The following is a 14,510-nucleotide window of genomic DNA, read 5'->3' on the forward strand; positions in this document are numbered from 1 at the left end:
TCCATCGGCCAACCAGGACGATCGGGATCTCCACAGCCGGGTTGATCGTCATCCCTGGTGGTCAGGCAGGTGAGGTGGGCGCGGTCTTCGGGTGTCCAGGCAGCCTACGCGTCAGGTCCTCCGTCCGGCCGGGGCTCGGTTGGCGGGTGGCCCATGAGGTGAGGATGCGCAGGGCGTCGTGGGTGGGGCTGCCGGGTTCGGCGGTAAGGATCATCAGGCGCTGTCCGGAGCCGTCGGGGCTGGTCCATGTGTCGCAGTCGAGTGTGAGGTCGCCCACGAGGTGGTGGCGGTAGCGCTTGGTGCCGTAACTGGCGCTGTTGACGCGGTGTTCGGCCCACCAGGCGGAGAAGTCGGGGTCGTGGAGGGAAAGTTCGCCGACGAGCCGGGCGAGTTCGGGATCGTCGGGGTCGGCCGCGGCCTCCATGCGCAGTGCGGCGACGGCTTCCCTGGCGTCGTGGGACCAGTTCTGGTGCAGTTGCCGGATCACCGGGTCGGTGAACAGCAGCCGGATGTAGTTGCGCCGGTGTGCCGGGATCGCGGCGAAATCGGTGTAGAGGGCTATGGCTGCGGGGTTCCAGGCCAGGACGTCCAGGCGTTTGCCCAGGACGAGCGCGGGGGTTTGGGCGAGCTGGTCGAGTAGACGTCGCATGGCGGGACGCAGACGTTGGGCGGGCCGGCGGCGGTGCGGGTGGGCGTCGGGTCGGCCGGCGAGTGTGCAGAGGTATTGCTGCTGGTCGTCGTCGAGGCGCAGGGCGCGGGCCAGGGTGGTGAGCACGGGTACGGATGCCCGGACGCGGCCTTGTTCCAGTCGTGTGTAGTAGTCGACGCTGATGGCGGCGAGCTGGGCGACCTCCTCGCGGCGCAGTCCGGCGACTTTGCGGGCGGAGTCCGTCTGGGGAAGGCCGCACTCCTGCGGTGTCAACCGGGATCGGCGGGCCTTGAGGAAGGCGCCCACCGCCCGGGAGTCGGAGTCTGACGTCATGGTCTCAAGTGTCGTTGCGCCGTGACGATCACGGCACATGTGTGAGGGGGCAAGTTCTTTCCCAGGCAGAAACCTGTCCCTCCCGCTTGTGGGGAGGCTGACGGAACGTGGAGGTGTGCCCGGCGCGGCGGTGTCGGCTTCCGAGTCCGCCGCGCGGGTGCGTTACGACACCATCATGACCGTTTCAGGGGAGTTTTCTCATGGCCCGGACCACCGTCAGCTTCGACAGCGCCGGCATCTCCATCGCCGGACACCTCTACACCCCCGACGCTCCGGCGTCGGGTCCACGGCCGGCACTCGTGGTCGGTCACCCCGGCACCAGTGTGAAGGAACAGGCTTCCGGCACCTATGCGCGGCGGATGGCGGAGCGCGGTTTTGTCACCCTCGCCTTCGATGCCGCGTACCAGGGTGAGTCCGGCGGTCTGCCCCGGGGTCTGGAAGACCCCGGTCAGCGCGTGGAGGACTTCAAGGCCGCCGTCTCCTACCTCACCACGCGCGACGGCGTCGACGCCGGACGCGTCGGCCTGCTGGGCATCTGTGCCTCCGGCGGCTACTCCCTCGCCGCCGCCGGCGGTGACCACCGCGTCCGGGCCGTCGCCACCGTCTGCGGCGTCGACGTCGCTCGCCAGTTCCGGCTCGGCGCCGACGGCACCCAGGACCCGGCCGTCTTCCAGAGCCTGCTCGACACCGCCGCCCAGGCCCGCACCGCCGCCGCCCGCGGTGAGGACCCCGGCGTCATGACCGTTTTCCCCCGGACCGTGGAAGAAGCCCACGCGCTTGGCGGCCGGCACGGCGCCGAGGGTTTCGAGTACTACTGCACGCCCCGCGGTCGGCATGAACGCTCCGCGAAGTTCCTCGCCTGGCAGAGCGTCGACAAGCTGGCGTCCTTCGACGCCTTCCACGCCGTCCCGCTCATCGCCCCTCGGCCCCTGCTCCAGATCGTCGGCAGTCGCGCCGTCACCTCCTGGATGGCCGTCGAGATCCACCAGCGCGCCACCGGCCCCAAGGAACTCCACTGGATCGAGGGGGCCGGCCACGTCGACCTCTACGACAAGGAGCAGTACATCGACCCCGCCATCGACAAACTCACCGACTTCTACACCGCCTGCCTCACCGCCGACCGATGAGCGCTCCCCCACTTCCCCCAGGGGCCGGAACGGGCGTTGTCGGGCTCGGGCCCGACAGCCCTTCTCCCCGGGCCGAAACCGGACCTTGCGGGGGTGTTGAGGCGGGCGTGACGATGGCGGCATGACGGAGCCGGGCGAGGACGCGGGCGGCAGAGACAGCGGTCACGACGGGCACAGCCGACGCAGCGGAGAGGGCACGGCGCGGCGTACCGTGCTCGGCGCGGCCACGGTCGGTGCGACGGCCCTGGGGCTGTCGTCGGCAGCGGCGATGTCACCGGCGGTGGCCGGACCCGCACAGTCCGGGCCGGCGCGGCCGCCAGGACCCGCCCGTCACCGGCCCACCGAACAGCCCCCTTCGCGCGAACTCCGCGCACTGTTGCGGGAGATCGATCCGCGTCGTGTCGAGGCGACCGTCCGCAAACTGGTCTCCTTCGGCACCCGGCACACCCTGTCCGCCCAGGACGATCCCGTGCGCGGCGTCGGCGCGGCCCGCGACTGGCTCCTCGCCGAGCTGCGCCGCCGCGCACAGGCATCCGGTGGCCGGATGACCGTGGAGCTCCAGTCGTACGTGCAGCAGCCCGCGCCCCGTGTCCCGGTGGCGACCAGGATCACCAACGTCGTCGCCACACTGCGCGGGTCGGTCACGCCCGACCGGATCTATGTGGTCTCCGGGCACTACGACTCGCGGAACAGCGACCCCATGAACGCCACCGGCGACGCGCCCGGCGCCGACGACGACGCCTCCGGCGTGGCCGTCGTCCTGGAACTGGCCCGGGTCTTCGCGACCCGGCGTCCGGCCGCGACTCTGGTGTTCGCGGCGGTGGCGGGTGAGGAGCAGGGGCTGTACGGGGCCGGGCACATGGCCCGGATGTACCGGGGCCGGCAGGCCGACGTACAGGGCATGTTCACCAACGACATCGTGGGGAGCCCGACCGCCGAGGACGGTTCGCGCGATCCGTACACGATCCGGCTGTTCGCCGAGGGGGTACCGACCGCGGAGACGCCGGAGCAGGCCGAGGTGCGGCGCTCGGTGGGCGGCGAGAACGACTCGTCCTCGCGCCAGCTGGCCCGGTTCGTCCGGGACACCGCAGAGAACGACGCGACGGGGATGCGGGTGCGGGTGGTTTTTCGCCGCGACCGCTATCTGCGCAGCGGCGACCACATCCCGTTCCTCCAACAGGCTTATCCGGCCGGGCGGTTCACCGAGCCCGCCGAGAACTACGCGCACCAGCACCAGGACGTGCGGATGGTGGACGGCAAGCAGTACGGGGACCTGCCCGAGTTCTGCGACTTCGGCTTCATCGCCCGGGTGGCCCGGGTGAACGCGGCCGCCCTGTGGTCGCTCGCCCATGCACCCGGTACACCGCGCGGCGCGAAGATCCGCACCACCGCCCTCGGCAACTCCACCGAGCTGGCGTGGGAACGAGGCCCCGAGCCGGACCTCGCCGGCTACGAGGTGGTGTGGCGGGAGACCACCGAACCGGAGTGGACCCACGTCATCCCGGCCGGGAACGTGACCCGGTACGCCGTCGACCTGTCCAAGGACAACGTGTTCTTCGGCATCCGCGCGTTCAACCACTCCGGCCTGCGCAGCCCGGTCGCTTTCTGCACGCCCCAGGCGTGAGGCCCCGTGGCCGGCCGCGTGACCGGGGCCTTTCCCGGTGCTTCACAGGGCACGGGTGCCCCGCCTTCCGGATCGGGCGACTCGCGCAGCGGCCGTCGTCGGTCGGCGACCAGTGACGGCCGCTGCACAGGTTTCACCCGTGCCAGAGTTGGGTCGCGCCTCCGTAGCAGTCCCACTGGTTTACGACGGTGCCGTTGGTGTGGCTCCATACAGCGTCCAGGCACTTGCCGCTGTCCACGTTGACGAAGTAGCCGCTGCTCGCCGCGAGGCCCGGGCCGCCGGGCTTGGCTTGCGCGTCTGCCGGAGCGGCCGTTACGAGGCTGCCCCCGATGAGGGAGGCAACGCCGACCGCGAGAGCGACCATGTGCTTGGCGTGATTCAGCGCCATGGTGTGGTACTCCTTCGCTGATGCCACTGGCGTGGTGGTGGGTACAGGCCGCACCTCCCTGTCCGTAGACCGGGCGGATGGCTCGGCGAGCGCCATCGATATCGGCGTCACCGTGGCGAGCAGCGGGACGAGGGCGGGGATCCCGTCGCTCAGGTGCCGCCGTAGAAGGTGACGGGCTTCTCGGTGTGGTCGGTCAAGGAAGGATCTCGACGTACCCGTCGGTTCCGTGCACGCGGATCCGTTGCCCGTCCCGGATCAGCCGGGTGGCCTGCTCCACGCCCACGACGGCCGGCAAGCCGTACTCCCGTGCGATCACCGCGCCATGGGTCATCAGGCCGCCCACCTCCGTCACCAGGCCCGCGATTCCGACGAACAGCGGCGACCAGCTGGGGTCCGTGAAGGTCGTGACCAGGATGTCGCCCGCTTCGAGATCGGCCTCCGCCATGTCGAGGACGACGCGGGCCCTCCCTTCGATGGTCCCGGCGGAAACCGGTAGGCCGATCAGGGCGCCGGCCGGCACGTCGTCGCGCCGGTAGGCCCCGGTGACGGCCTCACCGTCCGATGTGAGCACCCGGGGCGGTGTGAGCGCGTGGTACGACCGGAACGCGTCCTTGCGCTGCTGGATGAGCCGGTCGTCCACCCGGTGCGAGCGCACGACGTCGTGGAGTTCCTGGAGCGTGAGGTAGAAGATGTCCTCCTTCTCAGGAAGCACGTCGGCCTGCACGAGGCGCTCGGCCTCCTTCAGCAGGGCCTGCTTGTAGACGAAGTAGCGGCTGATGATGCCGTACTTCGGGTATTCCCGGTACCCGATGAAGGTTCTGACCCGGTCGATCATCCGCTTGGTCCCGTCGGCTTTCCGGTCCCCGTCCGGCAGGGCCCGCAAGCGTGACAGCACGTCCTGTTCCTTCTTCCGCGCCTTCTGCCGCCCTTGCTCGAAGCGCCGCTCGGCGGCGCCCGGCTCGAAGTTCCTGACGTTGTCGAGGATCGCGGGCACGAGCGTGGTGGGGCGTTCGCGCCAGCGTGCCCTCGTGATGTCGATCTCGCCGGCGCAGCGCACGCCGTATTGGTCGAGGTATGCCTCTATGGCGTCGCGCGCTTCGGTCCCACCCGGGAGCTTCGCCAGCTCGTCCAGGAAGCCCTCACCCTCGACGCCTTCGTCACCGGCGCCCTCATACCCGACGCCCTTGTGCCCGACGCCCTGCAGGAACGCCACCACCTCCGGATGCGGGCGGATCACGTCCGCGACGTCGAGCAGCGCCAGTCCCATTTCCGACGTAACGTTTCCGGGGGCGGACAGCGTGAGCGTGTCAGCGGCGTTCTTCTCGCCCAGCCACTCCTCCAGCTTGTCGTTGAGCCACCACGTGGCCTCCATCCCCGCCATGATCACCTGAAGGCTCAGCGGATCCCTGAGGACTCGCTTGTGCTCCTCGAATGCCTCCAGCAGGAAGTCGAACAGCGCCGGCCCGGTCTTCGTCCGGATCTCGCGCTCCAGGGCGGCGATGGACACCCGGCTGCGCTCGATCAGCTCGTTGACGATGGCCGGATCGGTCTCGATCGGGGCGGGCGCACCGCCGGCCGCCGGCCCGCCGGGAGGCGCGTCCGGGAGCGATGGGACGAAATCGTCGCGGTTGAGAACGGTCTCCAGGGCGTCCCTGACCAGCGGATCGCCTCTCCCTATGACATCCAGGAGGGCGGCGCGGCTCGCGGGCGCGGCCAGACGCCGGGTGACGTCGACGAACAGCCTGCCACCGGCCTCGTGCATCGGCACCATGGCCGTCAGCTGCCACATGGAGAGCCCCAGGGGCTTCATGGGGTCGGTCATCATCTGCTGGTGACCGACGGAGACGTAGACGTGGTTCTCCTGGTCGCCGGTCTCGGGGATGGGGAACAGTGTCGTGATCGGCCGGCTCTGAACGATCTGGAAGCCGTCATCGACCCGGCACCATTCGATGTCCTGCGGGCGGCCGAAGTGTGCTTCGATCCGCCGCCCGAGCTGTACGAGCCGCACGGCCTGCCCGTCCGTGAGCGCGGGCTGGTCCTGCAGCCGCGAGTCGATCGCCACTTCCCGCGTACCGCCGGTCGGCAGGGCGTGCAGGGCGCGCTGTTTTGCGGCGATCGTCTTGGCGACGACTTCGCCGTCTCGCACCGTGAAGACGTCCGGGTTCACCAGGCCGGAGACCAGGGCCTCACCGAGGCCGAAGCCGGCGTCCACGGTGGCGACCTTCCGGTTGCCCGTGACGGGGTCGGCCGTGAACAGGACGCCGGCCGCATGTGGGAAGACCATCTGCTGCACGACCACGGCCATGTGGACCGTACGGTGGTCGATGCCGTTCCGCCGGCGGTAGGTCACGGCCCGCTCGGTGAACAGCGAGGCCCAGCACCGGCTGATGTGCTGGAGGATCGCCGTCGGACCCACGACGTTCAGGTACGTGTCCTGCTGGCCGGCGAAGGAGGCCGTCGGCAGGTCCTCCGCCGTCGCGCTGGATCGGACGGCGTAGGCGGCTTGCTCGCCGAACCGGGCGAGCGCGCGGGTGATCGGCGCCGCGATATCGCCGGGGATGGCAACCTCTTCGATGGTCCGACGAATCTGCGCGCTGAGCGTGCGGATCGCCTCCCGGTCGTCCCGGTCGTCCGGATTCAAACGCGACAGCTGATCGAGCCGATCGTCGATCGACGGCGCTTCCGCCATGACACGCCGGAAGGCGTTGGTGGTCACGCAAAAACCACCCGGCACGTGGATGCCTTCGATCCGCGACAGCCCGCCCAGGTGCGCGCCCTTGCCGCCGACGACCGCGACCTGCGTCTCGTCGACCTCTTGAAGATCCAACACGTACTGCTTCTTTTCAATCATCGCGATACCCCGAGGCAACCATGCTCTGTCCCACTGCGGTGGCCGATCGAATCACCGGCGCCTCCGGCTCTGTCGAGCCTGCTGTCGAGCACGTCCTCATTCCTGGTTGCCTTTCCTCTGACGAGTCGGTCGGCCGCTCCGTCCGATCGAGCGGCGCGCACCCCCGCGTCTCCGCGCCGAGCGCCCACAATCCCCACCGCAACCGCACTGCTGGTCCCACCACTGGTTCGATTTCACCGCGTCCCCCATATGCCGACAGCGACACGCGCACGTCGTGCCCCCTGCTTCCGCTTCCGCGGGTTTCGGGCATCGGCCGACGATTCTGCGCCATGACCCGGGCCTTGCGGCAAGCCCCCCAGTGCGCTATATGTTGAGAGTGGCAAGGAGAGGGTTCTCCTTGCCTTTGTCTTTTTCCGCCAATGGAACCGACAAGTTCCTCGCCGAGCAGTGGCGCGCCGCGCGCAGGCATGTACGGGCTGTGCTCATGGATCGGTAGATGCGGCTCAGCGAATTCCTATTCCGCATCCGACAGTTGCATCAGCGGCGTCGCCGCATTTGCGATCTCGCGCACTTCGGAGGCATAAGTGGCCCACGCGTCACGGCCGAGGTAGTGCCCGACGTCGGGCACTGTTCGCAGCCGGGCGCCGGGGATGGCGGCGGCGATGCGGCGGGCGGCTGCGGTGCGCAGCAGCGGATCTCCTTCGCCGTGCAGGACGAGGGTGGGTGCGGTGATGTCGCCGAGTGCGCCGCCGTGCCATTTGGCGCCGATCTGCCGGCTCTGGGCCTCGTCGTCGCGGAAGCTGACGACCCCGTGGGCGGCCTCGCGTCGGACGAGCTCGCGGACGTCGTCCTCGTTGACGCGCCGCCGGGGTGCGGCCAGGAGCCTGGTGACGTCCAAAGCCAGGGCAAGCTCTCCTTCGGGCGTGCCGCGGGTGGCGCAGCCGGGTGAAGCGGGCGACCGTACCGAGGCGGACGTAGCGCAGCACGTTGAGGCCTCGGACGTCGCTCGGTACGGCGGAGGAGCTGGTGAGCGTCCGGATCCGTGTGCGGTGTCGGATGGCGATGCGTTGGGCGATCAGCCCGCCCATGGAGTGCCCGAAGAGGTGGGCACGCTTCCAGCCGAGGGCGTCCAGCACGGTGATCGCGTCGTCGGTGAGGTCTTCGGCGGTGTAGGCGGGCGCCTCGCGTCGGAGCAGTGCGACGAGCGGGTGGGTCCGGCGCCGGCCGGGGAAACGGGTGGATTCGCCCGCGTCGCGCTGGTCGTAGGCGACCACGTGGAAGCCACGCCGTACCAGTTCGTCCGCCAGTCCTCGCGGCCACCAGAAGCGCGAGGCCCCGAGGCCCATGACGAGCAGCAACGGGTCGCCACCGGTGCCGCCGAGCTCTTCGAAGGCGATCCGGACCCCGCCGTTGTCCGCATACCGTGTCGCCATCCCGTGCTCCTTCCGAGATTTGGTTTGCGTACAGCGTTCGCGAATTTTGCGAACACTGTACGCAAAGAGTTAAGCTGGCACAACCACGAATGGCTGCAATGGAGATGACGTGTCAGTTGCGAACGAGACGGTGATCTGGTTGCGACCCGAGCGCGCTGCGGTCGGCCGACCGGCCGAGCGCAGCCGCGCCGAGATCACCTCCGCCGCGATCGCCCTCGCCGACCGCGAGGGCCTCGACGCGGTCTCCATGCGACGGGTCGCCGCGCAACTCGGCACGGGCGCGGCCTCGCTCTACCGCTACGTCGCCACTCGCGACGACTTGCTGGACCTGATGACCGACGCCACCGCCTCGGAGTACGAGCTGAATGAGCCTGGCGGGGACTGGCGGGCCGACCTGCTCACCGTCGCCCGCCAGACTCGGCGGATCATGCGCCGCCATCCCTGGCTGCCGGGCCTGATCGCCACCCGGCCGGCGCTGGGCCCGCACGCGGTGGACGTCCTGGACCGCTTCCTGGAATTCCTCGCCGACCACCCGGCCCCCGCCGCTCGGAAGCTGGAGGCATTCGCCCTGCTCAACGCGGTGACCGCGATGATCGTCCAGAACGAAAGCGCAGCCACCACCGCCGGCACGGCCCGCAGCACCGCATACCTGCGGCATGTCGCGGCCGCCGGCACCCACCCCCGGATCACGGCCGCGCTCGCCAGCGCCCCTATGGCGGACGGCGCCGCGACCACCGACCCCTTCGACGACGCCGTAGCCCGCATGCTCGACGGCCTCCTCGGCTGAACGCAGCCGATCCGCAGGGCTGGAGACGCGATGCCCGAGCCGCAGGCTTCGACCCCGTGGGCCTCGATCCCGTGGGCGAGCACCGGCTCGAACGGAGGCGTCGGCGCCACCTCATCGTCCTGGCCGTGCACGGCGGCCCGAAGCCGAGTCGTCCCGCATGAGGCGGACAGCGGGTGGACATGACCGGCGTTCGGCCGTCCGGGCACCGTTTCCAGTCAGGGCGGGGCCAGGAGCTGGAGGGCCTCCCGGCGATGTTGTTGGGGGATGTGGTGGGTGGCGCTGAGGGCTTCGGCTTCGGCTTGGGCTTGGGCTTGGGCTTCGTCGGCGAGCCAGCTGTGCGGGCTTCGCGTCGATGGTGCCGATGGCAGCGCGCGACCGGGACCGGGCAGTAGCCGCAGGCGGTTGCGAACGCAGTCGCGGATCAGGCACCGTGCGGCAGGCCTGCCGGCGGGGATGTCGCCAGGCAGCAGGGCCGCCATGGCCTTGTGCCCTGAGGAGGTACCTCACAGACTTTCCCCATGGGGCGGCTTGGCGTACGGGACTACGAGCAAATACTGGACCTCGCGGTGGCGATCCTCGAAAACACCGACCCTGAGGCGATGTGGTCGCTGATCACCAAGCATTTATGCGAAGTCTTCGACTGCACAGGGGTGACGTTCTCCGGCCTGTACATCGCTGAGCGCGTCCTTCGGACGGAAGCCTGGGCACCGGAATCGCATGGCCCCATTGCCTTGGATCTCACCGACCGCTACCCCAATCCGGACCAGCATCCCTTGACCCTCCACGTGGCGTCCGGGGGAACAAGCCCAGTCATTTTGAGCCGCATCAGCGAGAGGTGGCGGCATTCTCCTTGGTACGACTCAGCCCGGGAGACCGGGGGCGGGGAACAACTCGGCCTGCCCACCCCTGGTGACCCGCTGGCGTTGCGCTCCCTCATCCTGGGGCGCGAGCAGGAGTTCACCGACCGCGATCTCGCCCTGGCAGCTCGCATCCAGCCCCTGATCCTGACCGTGGACAGCCAAGCCCGCGAGTTCCGCCGCCTAGGCGCCGCCGCACCACTCTCCGTTTCCACCAGACACGACCTGACGCCACGCGAGCTGACAGTGCTGGGCCTGCTGTCGGAGGGCCTGACGTCCCAGGGCATCGCTCACCGTCTGCTCATCTCCCCGCATACAGTCAACCGTCACCTCGAGAAGGTCTACCGGAAACTCGGCACCAACAACCGGGTCTCCACCGTCCTACTGGCGAAGCAGCACGGGCTGGTGCCTTGAGGTGACTTCGTCTCTTTCCGGCAGACCTCCACCACCACTAGCTCGCCGACTACAGCGGGGGCCCGTTCTTCTGCACAGCAGAGCCAAGCCAAGCGATGCCATGTCATGGCTCATAAGCAGCACAAGCCGCGCCGGAGACACAGGCGGGCACGGCGGACAGGATCAGGGCAACCATCGGCCTCCCTGTCACCGGGTTGAACCTCATGCCGGGGCTGGGGGGGGAAGCGTGCCGGGCATGGCACGGTCGTGGTGCTGCTGGCACGTTCCTCGGCCTGGAGACCGCCGCGGGAGCCGGTCCTCACCAGGACGACACCGAGAGCCTCACGACTCCCCCGCCGCCGAAAACCACGCCTCCGGCCACGGATGGCCCGGGCCCGGCGGGCGCACGAGACGCCCGGTTCGGGAACCCATCAGAATCAGGGCTGACGCGGGCGTCCGATGTCGCGGAAGCCCGCATCAGGGTCAGCAACCTCACGATCGACGTCTGGATCCGCTGGGGCCTGTCTGCGGAGTGCGGTGTGTCAGGAGATGGACGGGCCGTCCGGGATGGAGTTGACCGCCTCGATGGGCAGGTTCTGGATCTTGTTCCAGGCGAAGTAGTACTTGTCCATCGCCGCCGGGCTGGTGATCCAGCGCTTGGTGCCGTTGCTGAACAGGTAGACCTCGGGTCGACCCGATGCCTTGCCGAGGAACGCGCCGTCGCTGAGCGCGCCGCCGGCCGTGATTCCCCCGACGTCGAGGACCGACACGACGCCGTTCCAGTCACGGAACAGGTTGTTGTAGGTGGCCGGGTTGGGTATCCAGTGACGCTTGCCGTCGAGGACCAGGTAGATGTTCGGGGCGTTGACGGCCTTGATGCGCAGGCCGTTGAGGTCGGGTCTGTCTCTCTGCGGCTTCGCCGTCGAGCCGTGCGACGCGGTGTCTGACGCGGTGTCCGGGGTCGTGGCCGCGGATGCCGTCGCCGCCCCGGCGGAGGAGACGAGCATCAGGGCCAGGGCCGCAGCGCACCATGAACGTTTCGTCATTCTTCCTCCACGGATTCCGATGGAGCTCAGGCCTTTGGGGCGCGACAACCGTCGTGGCAGCCGAACCGACTGTCAAGGGACGTCCGCGGCCCCCCAAGGGCGGTCGGCGATTCTCCGCCAAGACCACACTCGGCGTCCGGGTTGCGGCCCTGCGCCCTGTGCCCCTCATACACCTGACGCAGCGGACCCTGTAATGGTCAGTCCAGCTTCTTACCGAAGTGGAAGGCGTCGACGACCATGCGCTCGCGGAAGTAGAAGCGGTGGGCGTCGGTGCGGTGGGTGCCGGAGTCCAGCCGGAACTGGTGGCAGCCGGCCTCACGGGCGCGCGTCTGCAAGTGTTCCAGGAGCTGGTGTCCGACGCCCGTGGAACGGGCCTCGGCGTCGGTGACGAGGTCGTCGACGTAGAGCATGCGCAGCGTGCTGGTGTTGACGGTTATGCGCCAACCGGCGACGCCCACGCATATCCCGTTGTCGTCGTAGGCGGCAGTGAAGCGCAGCCCTTGCGCGTGCCCCTCCTCGTACACCTCCCGGAAGACTTCTTCGGTGAGGTGCGGGCGCAGCTGGCGCAGGACGGGCAGGAGGTCGGAGGCGAGGCGCGGGTCGCCGGGAGAGAGCTCGATGATCTTCATAGCCGCACACACTAAAGGAAGCCGCACGCACTGGAGGAATCCGTGAGCCTGGCTCCGGTTACCTCACGGCCGGCGCAGGTGAGGGCCGCAGCGGGTGTCATCGCTGAGGGGCGTGCTGCTTCGCGAGGGGCTCGAATACGCCCGCCAGCGCGCTTGGGCAGATCTCGCGCAGCTCGTCGCGGGAGCACGCCAGTAGATTTGGAGGCGTCACCGACCGGCTCTCCGCAGGCCCTTCTCAGGAGGCGAGATGAAGGTTGTGACAGCAGGCGGGACCGGCCAGGTGGGAACGATCCTGCGTCGCGCCCTGACAGCCGCCGACCGCGAGGTCGTGGTCCTCACCCGACATCCGGTGCGCGTCGGCGAGGTCGGCTGGGACGGCCGGACTCCGGGCCCCTGGGCGGAGGAGGTCGACGCCTGAGGCGCGGAAGGTCGCCCTGCGCTCGGCGATGGTGATGAGTCCGGACCGGGGTGGCGTCTTCGACGTGCTGTTGTGGTTGGCCAGGCTGGGGCTGGGCGGTCCGGTCGTCGGCGGTGCCCAGTACATCTCGTGGATCCACGACCGCGACTTCGTCCGGGCCGTCGAGTTCCTGATCGACCGGAACGACCTCACCGGCGCGGTGAACCTCGCCGCTCCCGAGCCGCTTCCGCAGCGGGAGTTCATGCGCGTTCTGCGTAAGGCATGAGGCAGGCCGGCGGGGTTGCCCGCCACGAAGTGGATGGCGGAGCTCGGCGCCTTCGCTCTGCGCTCGGACGCCGAGCTGCTCCTCAAGAGCCGTCGCGTCATTCCGGGGCGGCTACTGGAGAGTGGCTTCTCCTTCACGTGCGGACGCTGGCCGCAGGCAGCTGCCGAGCTGGTGCACCGCGTGCGTCAGAGGTGAGTCCTCCTTCCCCCCGGCCGCCGTCACGCGCTCGCGTTCCGCTTCTCGGTCTGGCCTGAGCATGCCTGGCTCGGAGGATGGTGGGTAGGCGGTTGGAGGGTAGAGAGATCTCATCCGCAGTGGGAGGGAAGGTCCGGTCATGAGCAAGGCGCAGGGCAAGGCCAAGCAGCTCAAGGGGAAGGCGAAGGAGACTGTCGGCAAGGTCGTCGGTGACCGGCGCATGGAAGCCGAGGGCAAGGCCGAAAAGCTCCACGGCAAGGCACAGGAGATCATGGGGAAGATCAAGAGGTCAGGCGGCAGCTGAGCTCTGTGGGATGTCGGGCCGGCCCCTCCCCCAACCCCGGCTTCGCAGGAGCGCAGGACGACGAGCAGTCGGGCGTCTCGAACGCGTCGGTGGCCAGGCGCCCCAGTCCAGGGCTGCCTTTCGAGGTGAGTTCGGGAGTCACTTCCGTGGCGGCGGTCAGCGCGGCATCACCCAGCTGGGCGCCCACATGCCGGCGGTCTCGTGGGCCGCCGCTGTGGTGGCGAGGTGGGAGCGGAGGGTGGTCAGCGCCGGGTGGGGGTTGTCGCGGTGCCAGAGGAGTGAGTGCGGGTAGACGGGTGTGGGGTCGGTCACCGGGATGCGGCGCAGGCCGTGGTCGGCGGGCCAGACGAGGCGGGTCTGCTCGCTCATGAACGTGGCCAGGGCCGGGGTGTCGGCGATGGTGTCGAGGAGGGCGTCGGAGCCGAAGTTGGGGCCGGTCGCCTCGATGGTGAGGCCGAATTCGGCGACGAGGTCGTCGTAGTAGGCGGCCCACTCGGTGCCGGGGACGATGCCGGGCATCCAGATTCTGTGCCCGGCGAGCTGGGCGAGGGTCACCGACCGTGCGGACGCCAGCGCGTGGGCGGGGCCGGTGAGGAGCTGGAGCGGTTCGTCGAGCACCCGGGCGGACTCGATGTCCTCGGGAAGGGGCCGACCGGGCATGGCGACGGCGCGGAAGGATGCGTCGATCGTGCCGGAGCGGATGGCGGCGACGGCCGTGTCGACGTCGAACAGCATCACCACGTTGAGGTCGATCTCGGGATGCGCGTGGTGGAAGCCGCGCATCAGGCCCGAGGCCGCGCCGCGCGAGTTGATTACGTCGACGCGCAGGGGACGGCGGCCGGTGCGCACGGACGCGACCGCGCGTTCGGCGACGCTCAGCAGCTCCCGCGCGTGGGGCAGGAACGCCTGCCCGTCGATGGTGGGCTCGGCGCCGCGCGGTGTGCGGGTGAACAGTCGCACACCGAGGTCGCGCTCCAGCGCGGCGATGCGCTTGGAGACGGCCTGCTGGGTGATCGACAGGTCGACGGCGGCTTTCTGGAACTGACCCGCTTCCGCCACAGCGACGAAGGTACGTACTGCTTCTAGGTCCACGCTGATTCAGCTTAGTGAACAACAGATGGTTGTGCAGAACCGCCGGGACAGTTGTTTGACCTGCTGTTGTGGTCCTCGGTTAGCTCTCATTGGTCAACCTCGGATTGTTCGGGTGGGAG

The 14,510-nt window shown here is 69.3% G+C and carries 12 protein-coding genes and 1 pseudogene; 6 read left to right on the forward strand and 7 right to left on the reverse strand.

Going from position 1 to position 14,510, the window contains the following annotated elements; genetic code table 11:
* Positions 1-61 precede the first annotated feature (61 nt).
* The gene (locus ACX9I7_RS18265) at positions 62-982 is read right to left on the reverse strand and encodes a helix-turn-helix domain-containing protein (RefSeq protein WP_459387903.1); all 921 of its coding nucleotides are present in this window, start codon (positions 980-982) and stop codon (positions 62-64) included.
* A 200-nt stretch (positions 983-1,182) separates the two neighbouring features.
* Here ACX9I7_RS18265 and ACX9I7_RS18270 point away from each other — a divergent pair, with 200 nt between their 5' ends.
* On the forward strand, positions 1,183-2,109 hold the full coding sequence (locus tag ACX9I7_RS18270) for an alpha/beta hydrolase (RefSeq protein WP_459387904.1): 927 nt from the start codon (positions 1,183-1,185) through the stop codon (positions 2,107-2,109).
* A gap of 121 nt (positions 2,110-2,230) precedes the next feature.
* Complete coding sequence (locus ACX9I7_RS18275) at positions 2,231-3,733, forward strand: M20/M25/M40 family metallo-hydrolase (RefSeq protein ID WP_459387905.1); 1,503 nt, start codon at positions 2,231-2,233, stop codon at positions 3,731-3,733.
* A gap of 133 nt (positions 3,734-3,866) precedes the next feature.
* Here the strand turns inward: ACX9I7_RS18275 and ACX9I7_RS18280 are convergent, their stop codons facing one another.
* From ACX9I7_RS18280 to ACX9I7_RS18290, 3 genes are all read right to left on the reverse strand, one after another.
* A complete protein-coding gene (locus ACX9I7_RS18280) occupies positions 3,867-4,121 on the reverse strand; it encodes an RICIN domain-containing protein (protein ID WP_459387906.1) in 255 nt (84 codons plus the stop codon).
* 193 nt (positions 4,122-4,314) lie between these two features.
* Complete coding sequence (gene rph / locus ACX9I7_RS18285) at positions 4,315-6,972, reverse strand: rifamycin-inactivating phosphotransferase (RefSeq protein ID WP_459387907.1); 2,658 nt, start codon at positions 6,970-6,972, stop codon at positions 4,315-4,317.
* Between the two features lie 596 nt (positions 6,973-7,568).
* On the reverse strand, positions 7,569-8,405 hold the full coding sequence (locus ACX9I7_RS18290) for an alpha/beta fold hydrolase (protein WP_459387908.1): 837 nt from the start codon (positions 8,403-8,405) through the stop codon (positions 7,569-7,571).
* 109 nt (positions 8,406-8,514) lie between these two features.
* Between ACX9I7_RS18290 and ACX9I7_RS18295 the strand changes: the two genes are divergently transcribed.
* The gene (locus ACX9I7_RS18295) at positions 8,515-9,192 is read left to right on the forward strand and encodes a TetR/AcrR family transcriptional regulator (RefSeq protein WP_387571119.1); all 678 of its coding nucleotides are present in this window, start codon (positions 8,515-8,517) and stop codon (positions 9,190-9,192) included.
* Positions 9,193-9,710: 518 nt separating this feature from the next.
* Positions 9,711-10,463: a response regulator transcription factor gene (locus tag ACX9I7_RS18300; protein WP_459387909.1), complete on the forward strand. Its 753-nt coding sequence runs from the start codon at positions 9,711-9,713 to the stop codon at positions 10,461-10,463.
* Positions 10,464-10,984: 521 nt separating this feature from the next.
* Here ACX9I7_RS18300 and ACX9I7_RS18305 read toward each other — a convergent pair.
* Positions 10,985-11,488: a hypothetical protein gene (locus ACX9I7_RS18305; protein WP_459387910.1), complete on the reverse strand. Its 504-nt coding sequence runs from the start codon at positions 11,486-11,488 to the stop codon at positions 10,985-10,987.
* Positions 11,489-11,685: 197 nt separating this feature from the next.
* Entirely contained in the window at positions 11,686-12,117 is a 432-nt protein-coding gene (locus tag ACX9I7_RS18310) for a GNAT family N-acetyltransferase (protein ID WP_387571111.1), read from the reverse strand.
* A 247-nt stretch (positions 12,118-12,364) separates the two neighbouring features.
* Here ACX9I7_RS18310 and ACX9I7_RS18315 point away from each other — a divergent pair.
* Together ACX9I7_RS18315 and ACX9I7_RS18320 are read left to right on the forward strand one after the other, a co-directional pair.
* Positions 12,365-12,995 (forward strand): annotated as a pseudogene (locus tag ACX9I7_RS18315) (DUF1731 domain-containing protein).
* Between the two features lie 139 nt (positions 12,996-13,134).
* The gene (locus tag ACX9I7_RS18320; protein WP_358626574.1) at positions 13,135-13,299 is read left to right on the forward strand and encodes a CsbD family protein; all 165 of its coding nucleotides are present in this window, start codon (positions 13,135-13,137) and stop codon (positions 13,297-13,299) included.
* Positions 13,300-13,455: 156 nt separating this feature from the next.
* Here the strand turns inward: ACX9I7_RS18320 and ACX9I7_RS18325 are convergent, their stop codons facing one another.
* Positions 13,456-14,391 (reverse strand): LysR family transcriptional regulator, encoded by a 936-nt coding sequence (locus ACX9I7_RS18325; protein ID WP_459387911.1) that lies wholly within the window; start codon positions 14,389-14,391, stop codon positions 13,456-13,458.
* Between the last annotated feature and the right edge of the window lie 119 nt (positions 14,392-14,510).

Source organism: Streptomyces sp. L500, from assembly GCF_054551825.1.

What these genes read in the sequence shown, in the direction of transcription:
- ACX9I7_RS18265 (WP_459387903.1), bottom strand. Translation starts at nt 982, where the DNA reads ATGACGTCAGACTCCGACTCCCGGGCGGTGGGCGCCTTCCTCAAGGCC.
- ACX9I7_RS18270 (WP_459387904.1), top strand. Translation starts at nt 1,183, where the DNA reads ATGGCCCGGACCACCGTCAGCTTCGACAGCGCCGGCATCTCCATCGCC.
- ACX9I7_RS18275 (WP_459387905.1), top strand. Translation starts at nt 2,231, where the DNA reads ATGACGGAGCCGGGCGAGGACGCGGGCGGCAGAGACAGCGGTCACGAC.
- ACX9I7_RS18280 (WP_459387906.1), bottom strand. Translation starts at nt 4,121, where the DNA reads ATGGCGCTGAATCACGCCAAGCACATGGTCGCTCTCGCGGTCGGCGTT.
- rph (WP_459387907.1), bottom strand. Translation starts at nt 6,972, where the DNA reads ATGATTGAAAAGAAGCAGTACGTGTTGGATCTTCAAGAGGTCGACGAG.
- ACX9I7_RS18290 (WP_459387908.1), bottom strand. Translation starts at nt 8,405, where the DNA reads ATGGCGACACGGTATGCGGACAACGGCGGGGTCCGGATCGCCTTCGAA.
- ACX9I7_RS18300 (WP_459387909.1), top strand. Translation starts at nt 9,711, where the DNA reads ATGGGGCGGCTTGGCGTACGGGACTACGAGCAAATACTGGACCTCGCG.
- ACX9I7_RS18305 (WP_459387910.1), bottom strand. Translation starts at nt 11,488, where the DNA reads ATGACGAAACGTTCATGGTGCGCTGCGGCCCTGGCCCTGATGCTCGTC.
- ACX9I7_RS18310 (WP_387571111.1), bottom strand. Translation starts at nt 12,117, where the DNA reads ATGAAGATCATCGAGCTCTCTCCCGGCGACCCGCGCCTCGCCTCCGAC.
- ACX9I7_RS18320 (WP_358626574.1), top strand. Translation starts at nt 13,135, where the DNA reads ATGAGCAAGGCGCAGGGCAAGGCCAAGCAGCTCAAGGGGAAGGCGAAG.